12 protein-coding genes are annotated in these 15,546 nt (G+C 67.1%); 10 read left to right on the forward strand and 2 right to left on the reverse strand.

Going from position 1 to position 15,546, the window contains the following annotated elements:
- Positions 1-97 precede the first annotated feature (97 nt).
- Complete coding sequence (locus tag ACWDO5_RS17560; RefSeq protein ID WP_450531183.1) at positions 98-271, reverse strand: hypothetical protein; 174 nt, start codon at positions 269-271, stop codon at positions 98-100.
- A gap of 234 nt (positions 272-505) precedes the next feature.
- Between ACWDO5_RS17560 and ACWDO5_RS17565 the strand changes: the two genes are divergently transcribed.
- Complete coding sequence (locus ACWDO5_RS17565; protein WP_450531184.1) at positions 506-1,180, forward strand: GntR family transcriptional regulator; 675 nt, start codon at positions 506-508, stop codon at positions 1,178-1,180.
- Positions 1,181-1,244: 64 nt separating this feature from the next.
- On the opposite strand, the gene ACWDO5_RS17570 is transcribed toward ACWDO5_RS17565, so the two are convergent.
- Positions 1,245-3,083 carry a sigma-54-dependent Fis family transcriptional regulator gene (locus tag ACWDO5_RS17570; protein WP_450531185.1) on the reverse strand — a complete coding sequence of 613 codons (1,839 nt, stop codon included), beginning with the start codon at positions 3,081-3,083 and terminating at the stop codon, positions 1,245-1,247.
- Positions 3,084-3,295: 212 nt separating this feature from the next.
- Between ACWDO5_RS17570 and ACWDO5_RS17575 the strand changes: the two genes are divergently transcribed.
- From ACWDO5_RS17575 to ACWDO5_RS17615, 9 genes are all read left to right on the forward strand, one after another.
- Positions 3,296-5,221: a hydantoinase/oxoprolinase family protein gene (locus tag ACWDO5_RS17575; protein ID WP_450531186.1), complete on the forward strand. Its 1,926-nt coding sequence runs from the start codon at positions 3,296-3,298 to the stop codon at positions 5,219-5,221.
- Positions 5,222-5,268: 47 nt separating this feature from the next.
- A complete protein-coding gene (locus ACWDO5_RS17580) occupies positions 5,269-5,676 on the forward strand; it encodes an acetone carboxylase subunit gamma (protein WP_450531187.1) in 408 nt (135 codons plus the stop codon).
- Between the two features lie 24 nt (positions 5,677-5,700).
- A complete protein-coding gene (locus tag ACWDO5_RS17585; protein WP_450531188.1) occupies positions 5,701-7,827 on the forward strand; it encodes a hydantoinase/oxoprolinase family protein in 2,127 nt (708 codons plus the stop codon).
- A 28-nt stretch (positions 7,828-7,855) separates the two neighbouring features.
- Positions 7,856-10,159, forward strand: coding sequence for a hydantoinase B/oxoprolinase family protein (locus ACWDO5_RS17590; RefSeq protein WP_450531190.1), 2,304 nt, complete (start codon positions 7,856-7,858; stop codon positions 10,157-10,159).
- 221 nt (positions 10,160-10,380) lie between these two features.
- Complete coding sequence (locus ACWDO5_RS17595; protein ID WP_450531192.1) at positions 10,381-11,181, forward strand: hypothetical protein; 801 nt, start codon at positions 10,381-10,383, stop codon at positions 11,179-11,181.
- Positions 11,182-11,193: 12 nt separating this feature from the next.
- Positions 11,194-11,973: a CoA transferase subunit A gene (locus ACWDO5_RS17600; RefSeq protein ID WP_450531194.1), complete on the forward strand. Its 780-nt coding sequence runs from the start codon at positions 11,194-11,196 to the stop codon at positions 11,971-11,973.
- A gap of 2 nt (positions 11,974-11,975) precedes the next feature.
- On the forward strand, positions 11,976-12,602 hold the full coding sequence (locus ACWDO5_RS17605) for a CoA transferase subunit B (RefSeq protein ID WP_450531195.1): 627 nt from the start codon (positions 11,976-11,978) through the stop codon (positions 12,600-12,602).
- An 11-nt stretch (positions 12,603-12,613) separates the two neighbouring features.
- On the forward strand, positions 12,614-14,215 hold the full coding sequence (locus tag ACWDO5_RS17610) for a class I adenylate-forming enzyme family protein (protein WP_450531197.1): 1,602 nt from the start codon (positions 12,614-12,616) through the stop codon (positions 14,213-14,215).
- A 13-nt stretch (positions 14,216-14,228) separates the two neighbouring features.
- The gene (locus ACWDO5_RS17615; RefSeq protein WP_450531198.1) at positions 14,229-15,449 is read left to right on the forward strand and encodes an acetyl-CoA acetyltransferase; all 1,221 of its coding nucleotides are present in this window, start codon (positions 14,229-14,231) and stop codon (positions 15,447-15,449) included.
- Positions 15,450-15,546: the final 97 nt, after the last annotated feature.

The following is a 15,546-nucleotide window of genomic DNA, read 5'->3' on the forward strand; positions in this document are numbered from 1 at the left end:
GCTTCGGGCCCATCGCGAACTCCAGCGTGCCGCCTGCCGCGACGGCTCGACCCTTCCGACCGGCTCGGCGCCACATCGGGTGCGCCGAGCCCGGGCGTCAGTGTGTCCTGTCCGTTCGGCCAATGATCGCCCAGGCCTTCGCCGGGTCGAAGTTCTCGCCGTCGTCGGTGAGCAGGGCGTCGGCCGGCGCATCGGGCAGGCGCGGAATGAGCCGCCGCCGCAGGATCTCACCGGCGCCGTAGCGGCCGTTGGATGAACCCGTACCCGACAAGAGGTGCCCCGTCGCGGACTACGTCGCTGACCACAGCGACGATCGAGCAGTCCATCGCACTGAAGTCGATCCAGGCGTTCCTGATCGAAGAGCGATCGGGACGGTGCCCTCGTGCACGGACACGATCTTCATGACCCCTATAGTTCATATCTTATAAGATCTGTTTCCGGAGGGTACGATGCGGCAAGCGTCGGCACAAGAGGCAGATCACCAGCACGGGAAGGCGGCCGAAGAATGAACGGGCCGAACGTCTACCTCAGTAAGAGCGACGCCGCCTACGCCGAAGTCCGTCGGCAGATTCTGTCAGGCGCCCTGGCGCCGGGTTCCCGCCTGGCGCAGTACGACCTCGCCGAGTCGCTGAACATGAGCATCACGCCACTCCGTGAGGCGCTGCGCCGGCTGCGCGGCGAAGGGCTGATCGACCTCGACACGCACCGGGACGCCCGGGTGGCCCGGCTGGACGCCGTGGAGGCAAGGGAACTCTTCGAGATCCGGCTCTCCCTGGACCCGCTCGCCGTCGAACTGGCCGCCCAGCGCCGCACGGACGCCGACATCACAGCCATGCGCACGACGGTGGAGCTGATGCTGCCGGTGACCAAGCGATGGGGCGAGGAGGGGCTCCTCGCGCACCGGGACTTTCACCAGGCCCTGTACCGGGCCTCGCACAACGACACGCTGATCCGCATGCTCGACGACCTGTGGGACAAGTCCGACCGCTACCGCAGAATGGGCCTCCACCTGCCGCCGGGCGACGAGCCGCGGATGCGCGACTTCGAGGAACATCGCCAGGTGATGGACCTGGTCATCGCCGGTGACGCCGCCGGTGCCACCGCACTGATGCGCTCCCACATCCAGCACAGCCTGACTTCCTCGGCCATCGAAGTGCTCGAGGGCCCGGGCAGGGCCTAGGCGTGGGGTGTGCGGACCACGGCGCAGTTGGCGGCCGTGCCCGACGGGCAGGCTGATGTCCGTGTCAGATTGCTGTGATGCCGAAGGCCTTCAGCTTGCGGTACAGGGAGGAGCGTGCGATCCCGAGGGTTGCAGCGGCCTGGAGGCGGTTGCCGCCGGCGCTGTGGAGCGCCTTGACGATCGCGTCGCGTTCGATGCTCTCCATACCGGTGAGCTGCCGTCGGCCCGCATCGTGGCAGTATCCGGGCAGGTCCTCCGTCTGAATGTCCCCGGCCGGCCGTTTGAGCAGTGCTGAGGACAGTGCATGCTCGAGCTGTGTGATGTTGCGTGGCCACGGGTACCGGGAGATCACCCGCAGGGCGGCCGGGCTGACCCGGGTGCCCCGCCTGCCGGAGATCTTGGCGAGCACCTGGTCGACCACGGCAGGGATGTCCTCGGAGCGGTGACGCAGGGGCGGCACCGTCACGGCCTGCTGGAAGTGCACCAGGAGATCCTGGAACGGCAGGTCCGAGTCGATACTCGCATCGGACAGTGTGGCGGCGATGAAGACAACTCGGTCGCTGCCTGCCAGGGCCGTCAGGAGCGTGCCGAGTCGCTCGGCCCCGTCCGTCGACAACTGATCGATGTTCCGGAAGATGTACAGCGTGGGAAGGGTGGCCGCTTCGAGGGCGACCTCGACGTCGGTCTCATGTGACATGTCCAGCACATCGACGAGCAGACTGCGTCCGCCGGGATTGACCCGGTGATAGATCTCGGCGATGAGTGAGAACTTCCCCGTGCCGGTCTCGCCGATGACCAGCAGCGGGCGATGGAGATGCAGCGCTGACGCGATCTCTTTGCAAGCGCGGGTCCACAGGGGCGACCGGCCGCTGTCGTGCAGCGAGGCGGGAGTAAGGAGCCCCACGGCCGTATTGGCCCCGGCGCCCGGGGGCAGCGCGGGCACGGCGTGCTCCGCGGCCGGCAGGCTCGGCTGGGGGAGGTTGTCCTCCGAGACGAGGACGATCTCGACGACCGTGCCGACCACCCCGGTCCCGACCATGACGTGGTTGCCCCGGACGCGGATGACCTTGCCGGTGCTCAGCTCGAGCTGGTCCACGACACCGTCCCGCCGGCCCATGAGGTAGCGCGCGTAGTCCTGAACGGTCTGTTGCTCCGCGGGGGAGATCAGTGTCTGGGCGACGACGTTGGACATCACCACTGTGCCCCCGACAGCCATGACGGCAGCGCGGGAGCGGGCGTCGATCCGGACGAAGGTCTCGAACAGGGCCTGCTGGGAATGGCTGCGGTCGAGCAGCAGGTTGCGCGCGATGTCTTGGGCGGCCGACCGGACCAGCGAGTGGAACAGCGGACTGGAGTGCTCCGCCAGGCAACTGATGTCGAGGACCCCCTCGATGCGACCGCTGAGCGGGTCCCGAATGGGGGCTCCGGCGCAAGCGAACGGCTGAAGACGCTCGTGGAAGTGCTCCGGCCCCACGATGTGGATGGGCTGGCCGGACTCGAAGACGGTCCCGACGCCGTTGGTTCCGATACAGCCTTCGGCGTAGTCGAAGCCGGGTGCGAACGACACATTGTCGAGGAGCAGCCCGATCGTGAGCGATGTGTCGACTCGGGTCAGGACCCGGGCCTTGCCGTCTGTCACGGCGATGCTCAGCGGAATGTCCGCGGTCTCCTGGCTCAGCCGGTCGATGATCGGCCGGGCGCAGCGGACCAGCCGCGAAGAGGTGTCCAGGTCGTCGTAGTAGACCGCCCGTGAGCTCGCCGCGTCCACCCCGGCGCTGCGCGAGCGCCGCCACGAAGCTGCGACCACGTCGGTGACCGCGTCCTCCACGGCGGAGTTCGAGGTCAGAAAGCCGGCACGGGCTGCAGCGATCCTGAGGCTTCGGTCGGCGACGTCCATGTCCATTTGGCGGCCTTTCTCTGCGGCGGACCAAATCGTCTCCCCAAGACCTGCGGGCTGGCAAGACACGCGACGTGATCTAGGGGCCGCTCGCAGTGTCCGAATGTGGGACACCCGCACCCGATGAGAAGCGGCCCACAGTGGTCCCCACGAAATCCTGAAACACACGGGAAATGTGAATGACCCAAATAATCCTCGGAAAACGTTAGGGAACATTCATGGAACGTCTGATCAACATCGATAATGGTGGGACGCTCACCGATATCTGTGTCTGGGACGGGCAGGGCTTCACCTACACCAAGACCCTGACCACCCCGTTCGACCTGTCCAAGTGCCTCTTCGACGGCATGGCCAAGGCATCCGTGAGTGAGTTCGGCGAACCGAACCTGGAGGCGCTGCTTCACAGCACCAAGCACATCCGGTACTCCACCACGCAAGGAACCAACGCCCTGGTGGAGCGCAGGGGACCTCGTATCGGACTGATCACGGACGACCCGGCCGTAGCCGACGAGATGAGGGCGACAGAGGGGGAGGCCGGTCTCTTCGACGACCTCGTCGGCTCGCGCGTCGCTGTCATCGATCCGAATTCCGACCAGGAAAGCCTCGACTTCGACCTCGTGCAGCGGGTGAACAGACTGACGACTGATGGTGCGGCCCGCATCGTCGTCGCGCTGGGTGAGGAGAACGGTGACGACGAGCGCCGGATGCGCAGCATTCTGCTCCGCAAGTTCCCGCGCCACCTCCTCGGGTCGGTGCCGATCCTCTACTCGTGGGAACTCACGGCGGACCGCGTGCGGACCCGGCGGATCTGGTCCGGAGTAATCAACGCCTTCCTGCACCCGACGATGGAGCGATTCCTCTACCACACCGAGGACCGCCTGCGGTCACACAGGGTCCGCAACCCGCTGCTCATCTACCGCAATGACGGGGCCTCCTCGCGGGTGGCGAAGTCGGTCGCGCTCAAGACCTACTCCTCGGGTCCCCGCGGCGGGCTCGAGGGAACCCGGGCGCTGGCCGAGGCCTACGGCCTCAGTCATGTGCTGATGATCGACGTCGGCGGGACCACCACCGACGTCGGATCGGTCAAGGACTTCCAGATCGAGGTGCGGCGTCGCGGCTCGATCAAGGGTGCCCCGATCTCCTTCCCGATGAGCGACGTCTACTCCAGTGGCGTGGGCGGCAGCTCGATCATCGCTGTCGAGGGTGGCGAAATCGTCGTCGGCCCGGAGAGCGTCGGCGCCGCACCCGGCCCCGCCTGCTTCGGCTTCGGCGGCAAGAGCGCCACCATCACCGACGTCAACCTCCTGCTGGGCGTGCTCGACCCTGCGACCTACCTCGACGGCGGGTTCACGCTCGACGCGGAGCGGTCGAAGGCCGTCATAACGACCACGGTCGCCGAGCCGCTGGGCATCGGCCTGGAGGAGGCCCTCATCCGGATGGAGGCGGCCTACTTCGCAACGATCGCCGCCGCTTTCGCCGACAGCATCGAGGACGCCACGGACACCACGGTCGCGGCCTTCGGCGGTGCGGGTCCCATGAGCGCCTGCGGTGCGGCCCGGCTCAACGGCGTCAAGACCGTCCTCGTCCCCAAGCTCGCCGCAGTCTTCTCCGCGTTCGGGATCAGCTTCTCCGACATCGGACAGAACTACGAGGTCGCACTTCCCGATTCCTCGGCCGAGGGCGCCCGGGCGGTGTACGACGGACTCCTCGAACGTGCCGAGCGCGACATGTTCCAGGAGGGGCACGACCTGGCCTCGTGTGCTTTGACGTGGAGCGTGGCGGCGGAGGAGGACGGCACGCTGGTGTCGGAGACTGCCTACGTCCCCGGTGCCGCGCCGGTCGTGGGCCCCGGTCAGCACGGGTCGATGAGGCTCAAAGTCACTGCCGCACTGCCGCACACCGAACTCGCCGACGACGAGTGGCTCACGCCCCGGCCGGCCGTGGCCTCGGGAACACGCCGGGTGCGTTCGAGCGCGAGCCAGGTCGACGACGTCCCCGTTTACTCGCTGCTCGACCAGGCGCCGGGTGCCAAAGCTCAGGGTCCGGCGATCGTCGAGGGCCCGTTCTTCACCGCTCGTGTCCTGTCGGGCTGGCAGCTCGACGTCACGGCCGGTGGCGACCTGATGCTCACCGATCTCCACTGACCGTGGATCCCTCAGCTCACGAAAGGCCAGGCACCATGCGAATCCCGATGACGGAGTACCTGCTCATCGACCTGGACACCGAGCGGTGGGTGTGTCGGGTCTGCGAACACGACCTTGGTGACGCCAACGGTAACTACAAGGAGGGGACGCTCGTCTACGACCGCGACCCCCGGGAGATCCACCAGCCGATCATCGACCCGGAGCGGTACGAGTTCACGTTCTCCCCGGACCCGTCCTACTGCCGCATCCTCGAGTTCTACTGCCCGGGCTGCGCCACCCAGTTGGAGACCGAGTACGTGCCGCCGGGCCACCCGCCGACCGTCGACATGCTCTGGGACATCGACTCCCTTCGCGCCCAGTGGCAGGCGCGCGGCACCGACCCCATGACCGCCGTCACCTACGGCCCCGGCGAGGACGTCGAAAGGCACTTGCACTCGGCCACGGACTCCCACTGACAGCTGAGCAGGAAAGGACGTCAGATGAAGCGCATATCCGTCGACATCGGCGGCACGTTCACCGACTGTTTCTTCGTCTGGGACGAAAAGTATATCGAGGCCAAGGCCTTGACGACGCACCACAATCTGGCACTTGGCTTCAACGAGGCGCTCGACCTCGCGTGCGGCCGGGCCGGGCTGGACCGCGACCTGGTGCTGTCCGAAGTCGACTCTGTCCGCTACGCGACGACGCTGGGCACCAACGCGCTCATCGAGCGCAAGGGACCCAAGGTCGGCGCCATCGTTACCCACGGGTTCGAGGACACGATCCCGTTGTCCCGCGGCCGCGGTTACGGTGAGGGTCTCGACCCGTCGATGCAGCAGAACCTGCCGGCGGCCGAGCGACCCGTGCCGCTGGTTCCGCGGGAGCTCATCCGCTCGGTCAAGGAGCGGGTCAACTCCGCCGGCCGGATCGTCATCCCGCTGCACGAGACGGATGTGCGCACCATGGTGCGCGAACTCGTCGACGCGGGAGCCGAGGCGCTGGTCGTGTCGCTCACCAATGCCACTGAGAACCCCGAGCACGAGCTACGCATCCAGGAGATCATCCTGGATGCCTACCCGCCGCACGAACTCGGCGCCATCCCGGTCCTGCTGGGACACCAGGTGTCCGGCCGTAAGGGCGAGTACGTGCGCGCCACCTCCACCATCGTGGACGGCTTCCTGCACGAGATCATGTTCCACGCCCTGAGCCAGCTGGCGAACAACCTGCGCGACTCCGGCTACGACAAGCCCATGCTGGTCATCCACAACTCCGGCGGCATGGCGCAGATGAACTCGACGGACGCCCTGCAGACCATTCACTCCGGTCCCATCGCCGGCGTCGGCGCGGCCGAGCACCTGTCCAGTGAGACCGGGATCGGCCATGTCATCTCCACCGACATGGGCGGCACTTCCTTCGACATCGGTCTGGTCCCCGAGGGCGGTGTCAAGCACTACGACTTCCAGCCGACGATCGACCGCTGGCTGGTGTCGGTGCCGATGATCCACCTGCTGACCCTGGGAGCCGGTGGCGGCTCCATCGCCTCGTACGACCGGATCCACAAGGGCGTCAAACTCGGTCCCGAGTCGGCGGGGTCCGATCCCGGCCCGGCATGTTACGACCGCGGCGGTCTGCGGGCCACCGTTACCGACGCCGACCTGCTGCTCGGTTATCTCGACCCGGACAACTACGCCAACGGATTCATCAAGCTCAACCCCAAGCGGTCCGTCTTCGCGATCGAGGAGACGCTCTGCGACGAGCTCGACATGGACGTCATCCAGGCGGCCAAGGAGATCAAGCGCGGCGTCGACGAGCAGATGGCCATCGGCATCGCCAAGGAGCTGCGGGTACGGGGCTACCTCCCCGAGGACTTCACGATGCTCGCCTACGGCGGCAACGGTCCGCTGCACGCCTGCGGAATCGCCGACCAAGCCGGGATCAAGAAGATCCTCGCGCCGCCCTTCGCCTCGGTGTTCTCCGCCCTGGGTGCCGGCAACATGAAGCAGCTGCACATCCACGAGCGCGGCGCCCACGTGGTGATGTACAACGCCACGACACGCGCGCTGTATGACCGGTACGACGAGTTCAACACCATCGTCGAGCAGCTCGAGGCGAAAGGCCGGGAGGACCTGGTGCGCCAGGGCTTCGACCCGGCGGACGTGCGCTACCGGCTCGAGATGGACATGCGCTACGGCAACCAACTCGTCACCACCGCCGTGGTGTTCGACATCAACCGGATCCACGGAGTCGGCGACGTCCTGCAGATGATCCGGACCTTCTCCGACATCTACGGCCAGCGCTACGGCGAGGGCTCCGAGGCACCCGAGGCCGGCATCCGCGTCCAGACCATCCGCGTCGCCTCGTTCGTCGACGGCGACGTCGTGAAGTTCGACTCCCTCGAGTACGCGGGCGAACGCACGGTGCCGACCCCGGTGAGCCGCCGCGAGGTCCATTTCACCGGCACGGACGAACCGGTCAGCACGCCGATCTACGACGCCGCCGCGCTGACCCACCAGCACCTGATTCCCGGCCCGGCCATCGTCACCACCGCGAACACCACCTACCTCGTCGAGCCCGGCTGGCGCCTGGAACCCACACCCCAAGGTGCCGTGTGGTTCCTGCGCGACTGAGCCCCCCCACACTTCAAGGAGTAGCGAAATGACTGCCATTCACGAGTCTCCGGCCTCCGGGCTGACGACCCAGGAGCAGCAGTGGGTCGACCAGTTCATGGACGAGACCACCCTCTTCCTGGGCCCCGACCGGGACATCATGCGCTCCCACCACATCGCGCCCCGCTCGGTCCTGGAGGATGAGTACATAGCCAAGGGCATCGATCCGCTGCAGATCGACCGCATCCGCAAGCGGCTCGCCGGCGCCCTCGACGAGGGCTACGAGATGTGCGAGGCCATGGGTGCGGCACCCGGTGCGAAGTGGGGCGATCTCACCACTGCCGTCTACACGGCCGCCGGTGACGTCACCTACCTGTCCTGCCACGGCGTGATCGCCTTCTCGGCGATCCTGCACCACCCGATCCGGTACATCATGAAGTACTGGAAGGACGAACCGACGGTGGGCATCCACCCGGGCGACGGGTTCATCCACAACGACGCCCGTTACGGCAACGTTCACAACACCGACCAGTCGATGATCATGCCGGTCATCCGCAACGGCGAGGTCATCGCCTGGGTCGCCGCCACCATTCACGAGGGCGAGAACGGTGCCTGCGAGCCCGGGGGTATGCCCTCCGGCTCGGAGACCCCGTTCGACGACGGTCTGCGCATGAGCCCCTTCAAGATCGTCGAGCGGGGTGAGCTGCGCCGGGACCTGCTGACCTTCCTGCAGCACTCCGTGCGTGACCCCAAGCTGCAATTGGCCGACCTGAAGGTCAAGATCGGCGCCGTGCAGCGCATCATGGAGCGCATCGACCTGCTGATCGACGAGGTCGGCGTCGAGACCTTTGTGGCCGCCCTGCGCGTCACCGTCGAGGACGTCGAGGAGGAGGTCCGCCGCAGGATCAAGGAACTGCCGGACGGCACGGTCCGGTTCAACCAGTTCATGGACTCCACGCTCAAGGAGAACATCCTCATCAAGCTCGCCTGCAAGGTGACCGTCAAGGGCGACAAGATGACGGTCGACCTTCGCGGGACCGGGCCGGAGATCCTCAACCGTGCCATCAACTCCCCCCTGTGCTCGGTGAAGTCGATGTTCATGCAGGCGATCTTGGCCTTCTGGTGGCCGGATCTGCCCCGATGCACCTCGGCCATGAGCCCGATCGAGATAATCTCCGACGAGCACACGTGGGCGGACGCCGGCTACGACGCGCCGATGGGGCAGTCGCTGCAGGCATCCTTCCGGGGATTCTCCGCCCTGCAGTCGTCCTGGGCGAAGCTGCAGTTCGCCAACCCGGAGAAGTTCTCCAACGTCATCGCTCCCTGGTTCAACCAGATCAACACCTTCCTGTGGGGCGGTGTCACCCAGCACGGCGACCAGGTCGGCAACCTGTGCGCGGACCTGAACGGCATGCCGGGCGGGGCGAAGCCCTTCCTGGACGGCGAGGACGCCGTCTCGCCCCTGTTCTGCGCCATGGCCGACACGGCCGAGCAGGAGGTCATGGAGGAGGAGGTGCCCTTCATGCAACTGGTCTCCAAGCGCCTGGTCCGCGACAACATGGGCTTCGGCAAGCACACCGGCGGCATGGGCTACGAGATGATCGTCGCCAGCGAGGGCACGCCGCTGTGGGGATTCATGACCGTGACCTCCGGTGCCAAGTTCTCCTCGGTCTACGGCATGTTCGGCGGCTACGGCTGCGGCACCTACCCTCTGGCCCGGGTCAAGGGCATCAATGTCTACGACGTCCTGCGCAAGGACCCTGCCCGCTTCGACCTGTCGATCGAGAAGGTCATGAACGAACAGCCCTTCGAGGGCGGCCAGTACATGACCGACCACATGGGGCTGCAGTTCGACGTCGCCAAGGACGGCGAGCTGTACATGATGAGCCAGGGAGCCGGCGGCGGTTACGGTGACGTCCTGGAGCGCGACCCGTTTGCCGTGGTCAAGGATGTCGAACTGAAGCGGATCAGCGACAAGGTTGCCCGGGACATCTTCGCCGTGGCCTTCGACCCGGACACGTTCATCCTGGACGTCGAGGGCACGAAGGAGCTGCGGGTCCAGGCCCGTCAGGACCGGCTCCGGCGCGGCAAGCCGTACGCCGAGTTCGTCGAGGAGTTCGTCACCGACGAGCCCGCCGAGGGACTGCTGTACTACGGCTCCTGGGGCGACGACACCGAGGAGCTGACCGCCACGGTGTTCGGTATCGACGGACCCCAGCGGGTCACCGCCCCGATCGCCGAGATGCCGATCGTCATGCTTCCGGACCGCCGGGACCTCAAGGTCGCCGCTCTCGAGGCCCGGGTGCGCGAGCTTGAGGACAAGCACGGCGAGGAGGTCAACCGCAAGTCCTGACCGTCCGCGCCGGGCGGCGTTCGGTGTCGCCCCGGCAGAGCACCGGCCGGGGCGATACCCAGGGGCGACGCCCCGGAGTGTCGCCCCGGCACGGATGTCGCGCCCGTGACTGAACGCTCGCTCGTCCGATCCGGCGACTCCGTCGATGTCAGCACCGTCGGCTGTCCCAACTCCCGCTGTACTCCGCGCCCACTTCTCGACGCCGGGATCACCAAATGGCCATGGATTTCACCTCGATCGTCTCCGCACCGCCCTCGGGCCGCCGTACCGCGTTGGTCATCGACCATCACTGGTACGCGCAGGCCGTCATCCTGCAAGGACGGCCGGTTCCCTGGACGGATCCGGTTGCCTACGCGCAGTACACCGGGCAGGCCCAAGGCCTGCTCAGACCGGACACTACGCTGCTGGACCTGGGCGCGTTCTACGACTGCGTCCTCGCGGAGAACGACGCCCTCCGGTCGTCCCTGTCAGCCCGGACGCGCACCGGATATGCCCTCAAGACCTTGCTGGCCCACGAGGGGACCGCCGGCCTGGCCGTCGAACTGGCCGGTGTCGTGTCGCAGACCTCCAAGGCCCCACTGGTCGTTCAGGTCCCCTCCCCGATGCACTGGCTGGCTCGGACCCACGAGGCAAGCGGTGCCGGGGCAGTGGCCGACCTGAGTGCCGACCATGCGGAGAATGCCGCCATGTACCTCGCCGGCTGGCTGCGGCGGCTGTCGGCCCTGCCGGTTTCCATGCTGCTTCTCGACGAGCGGTGGAACGGGACGGTGCAATTGCCGCCCATCGACGAGTCGGCCAACGAGCCGGTCTCGAACACCGCCGAGCACTACCGCTGGGCGCTTGGCCGGCGTGACAACGACGGCGTCACGGTGGGGGGAACGCCGGTGACCGGTGTTGCGGTGCCGCCGGACTACTGGCGGTCGGAAGGCGCCACGGCGCCGGTCGGTGACTTCCTCATCGCGGACATCCCTGCGGACGCGGTCCCGGAAACCGTACTGGCCCAGCTCGCACAACTGACCTGAGGGGCAAAGAGGATGGACAAGATCGTAGCAAGCGCGGCCGAGGCGGTAGCGGACATCCCCTCCGGGGCCAGGATCGCATCCGGTGGGTTCGGCGTCTCGGGGATCCCCGCCGTGATCATCGATGCCCTGGTCGAGCTCGGCGTCACTGATCTGGAGATCTTCTCCAACAACTGCGGAACCGACGGAGTAGGGCTCGGAAGGCTGTTGGAGAACAAGCAGATCCGCCGCATCGTGGCGTCCTATGTCGGTGAGAACAAGGAGTTCGCGCGCCAGTTCCTCGCGGGCGAACTGGAGGTCGAGCTCACGCCGCAGGGAACGCTGGCCGAGCGGCTGCGGGCCGCGGGTGTGGGCGTGCCGGCGTTCTACACGATGACGGGCATGGGAACTCAGGTCGCCCGGGGCGGGTTGCCGTGGCGATACGCCTCGGACGGTTCCATCGCCGTCGCCTCCCCGCCGAAGCCGACAGCGGAGTTCTCGGGGCAGACGTATCTCCTTGAGCGCGCGCTGCCCGCAGACTTCGCTGTCGTGCGCGCCTGGAAGGGCGACCGTCACGGGAACCTGCAGTTCCGCATGGCCGCGCGCAACTTCAACCCCATCTGCGCGATGGCCGGCGCCGTCGCCATCGCCGAGGTGGAGCACCTCGTCGAGCCGGGCGACATCGACCCGGACGCGGTGCACCTGCCCGGTGTCTATATCGACCGGGTGGTGCCTTTGACGGCGGAACAGGCTGCCGACAAGGGAATCGAGATGCTCACCACTCGTCCGCGACAGTCCGCGAAGGACGGTATCTGACAATGGCACTGACGAGAGAGCAGATGGCCGCGCGCGCTGCGCAAGAACTGCGTGACGGCGACTATGTCAACCTCGGGATCGGCTTGCCCACGCTCGTGCCGAACTATGTCGCGGACAGTGTCGAGTTGTTGCTGCAATCCGAGAACGGCATCCTGGGCACCGGCCCCTACCCGTTCGAGGGCGACCAGGACCCCGACCTCATCAACGCCGGCAAGGAGACGGTCACGGTACGGCCCGGCGCCTCCTTCTTCGACTCCGCGACCAGTTTCGGGATGATCCGCTCCGGAAAGATCGACGCCGCCATCCTCGGAGCGATGCAGGTCTCCGCCACCGGAGACATCGCCAACTGGATGATCCCCGGCAAGATGGTCAAGGGTATGGGCGGAGCCATGGACCTCGTCCACGGCGCCAAGAAGGTCATCGTCCTCATGGAGCATGTCGCCAAGGACGGGGCATTCAAGATCCTGAACACGTGCTCCCTTCCCCTGACAGGGGAGCGCGTCGTCCAGCGCATCATCACCGACCTCGCCGTCATCGACGTCACGGATGCCGGCCTGAAGCTCGTGGAGTGTGCTCCCGGCGTCACCGAGTCCCAGGTGCGCGATGCGACCGAACCGACGCTGTTCTAGGGGCATCTGGCGTGAACATTGCCCGTCTGCTGGATCGAGCCGCTCAGGACGCGCCGGACCGTACGGCGGTCTATGTCGGCACGCGGCCAGTGAGTACCTATCTGCAGTTGCGGGACCGTGTCGCGGCACTCGCCGGGGCGTTGCGCCGACGCGGCTGCGTGCCCGGCGACCGCTTCGCGTTGTTCATGGGCAACCGGCCCGAGTACCTGGAACTGCTCTTCGCCGCCTGGTGGGCCGGCCTGGTCGTGGTGCCCGTCAACGCCAAGCTGCACCCGCAGGAGGTCGCCTACATCCTGGCGGACGCTCAGGCGCGACTCCTTGTGACGGACCGGCAGCATGTCGACGGGGTCCGCACCGTCCTCGACGGCGACATGGCGGGGATCGATCTGCTCGTCGCGGACTCACCGGACTACGACGCGCTGATCGACAACCCGCCGACACCCCTGGAGCCGTGCGCGAGCACGGCAGTGACCGACATCGCGTGGCTGTTCTATACGTCGGGGACGACCGGCCGTCCCAAGGGCGTGATGCTCGCCCATCGACAGCTGCTGGCGATGATCATGAGCTACCACGCACAGGTGGACGCGGTGGGGCCGCAGGACAAGACCCTGTACGCCGCCCCGATGTCGCACGGCGCGGGGCTCTACAGCGGAGTCTTTATGGTGAATGGGTCCGGGCATGTCTTCCCGCCCAGCGGCGGCTTCAACGCGCTCGAGGTCTGCTCCATCGCCCAGGACCTGGGGCGGGTGTCGCTCTTCGCCGCCCCCACGATCGTCAACCGTCTGGTGCGGCATGTCGAGCGGGCCGAGGTCTCGGTCAAGGAGTCCGGAGCATTCAGAACCATCACGTACGGGGGCGGACCGATGTACGTCGATGACTTCATCCGGGCACGTCGGGCGTTGGGGGACTGCTTCGTACAGATCTATGGTCAGGGCGAGTCCCCGATGACCATCACCACCCTGAGCCGTGGCGCCATCGCTGACGACGGGCACCCGCGGTGGCTGGAGCGGATCCGCAGTGCAGGCAGGGCATTTGCGATGTGCGAGGTCGCGGTCGTCGACGCGGACGGACAACCGTTTCCCCCTGGCGTGACCGGCGAGATCACCGTGCGCGGCGACAGTGTGATGCTCGGCTACTGGCGAAATCCCGAGGCCACCGCCACGGCCGTCCGCGACGGCTGGCTGTGGACGGGAGACATAGGCAGTCTCGACGAGGGCGGTTACCTCACCCTCAAGGACCGATCCAAGGACCTGATCATTTCCGGCGGCACGAACATCTACCCCCGAGAGGTGGAGGAGGTCCTGCTTCGGCACGAGGGAGTCGCTGAGGTCTCGGTGATCGGTCGACCCGACTCGGAGTGGGGCGAAGCGGTGATGGCCTGCGTCGTGCTGTGCGACCCGGCGGTCGGTGCCCAGGACCTCGACGAGTTCTGCCGCCGGCACATGGCCCGCTTCAAGCGGCCCAAGGAATACCGCTTCCTCGATGCCCTCCCGAAGAACAGCTACGGCAAGGTGCTCAAGACGCAGCTGCGGGAGGCGTATGCCCAGGACCGTGCGCAGACCTCCTACGGGGTGTCCGGCCCGGGCCCACAGACCCCACAAGCCCACCAGTGAAGGACTGACGACGATGACGGTGCCCGTGTGGATTCTCGGCGGCTACCAGAGCGACTTCGCCCGCAATTTCACCAAAGAGGGACTTGAGATCAGCGACCTCGTGAAGGAGACCACGGCAGGAACGCTCGAGGCTGCCGGCGTCGGCGCCGACCAGGTCGAGGTTGTGCACTTCGCCAATGCGATGGGTGAGTTCTACGTCAAGCAGGGACACCTGGGCTCGATGGTCGCCACCGTGGTGCCTGAGCTGACAGGGATCCCCGCCTCCCGCCACGAGGCCGCCTGCGCCTCGGGCAGTGTGGCCGTCATGGCGGCCATGGCCGACCTGGAGTCCGGGCGGTACGACGTCGCCCTCGTGGTCGGCGCCGAGATCGAGCGCAATGTGCCGGGCAAGGTCGGTGCCGGGTATCTGGCGAGCGCGTCGTGGGTCGGCCACGAGGGGGAGGGCCAGGACTTCGTGTGGCCGTTCACCTTCTCGGAGATCGCGGAGGAGTACGACCGGCGATTCGGTCTCGATGCCAACCACCTGCGGGCGATCGGGCGGCAGAACATCGCCAATGCCAAGGCCAACCCCAAGGCCCAGACGCGCGGCTGGGAGACGCCGGCGGAATGCTTCACCGAGGACGACGACGCCAACCCGCAGGTTGTGGGTCGCGTGCGACGCTACGACTGCAGCCAGGTCACCGACGGCGGCGCAGGCCTGGTGCTGGTGTCCGATCGCTGGCTGAGAGAGAAGGGCGGCGCCGTGCACGCCCCAGTCGCGCGCATCGCGGGGTGGGGGCACCGGAGCGCGTCCTTGCACCTCCAGAACAAGCTGGACTCCAGCAAGGGCAGCGACTTTGTGTTCCCGCACGTCCGGGACACCATCTCCGACGCCTTTGCGCGCGCCGGGATCGGCGATGTGTCCGATCTCGACGGCATCGAGACCCATGACTGCTTCACGGTGTCGCAGTACCTGGCCATCGACCACTTCGGCATCACTGAGCCCGGCGGCAGCGGCAACGCCGTCGTCAACGGCGACACGGCCAGGGACGGACGCATCCCGATCAATCCGAGCGGTGGACTCATCGGTGGCGGACACCCCGTGGGAGCCACCGGCGTGCGGATGTTGCTCGACGGCTACTTGCAGGTCACCGGTCAGGCGGGCGGCTACCAGGTTGTGGATGCGCGCCGGTTTGCGACGCTGAACTTCGGAGGCAGTACGGCGACCGTCGTCTGCACGGTCATCGAGCGCTGACGGCGCACGGATCCGGCCAGCCGCCCTCCTCCGCCGCGGCACGGAATCCGGCCTCGTCTCGGGACCGGACGGACGTGTCGGGCGCGGAGGGCCTGGT

The organism is Streptomyces sp. NPDC000880, from assembly GCF_053599675.1.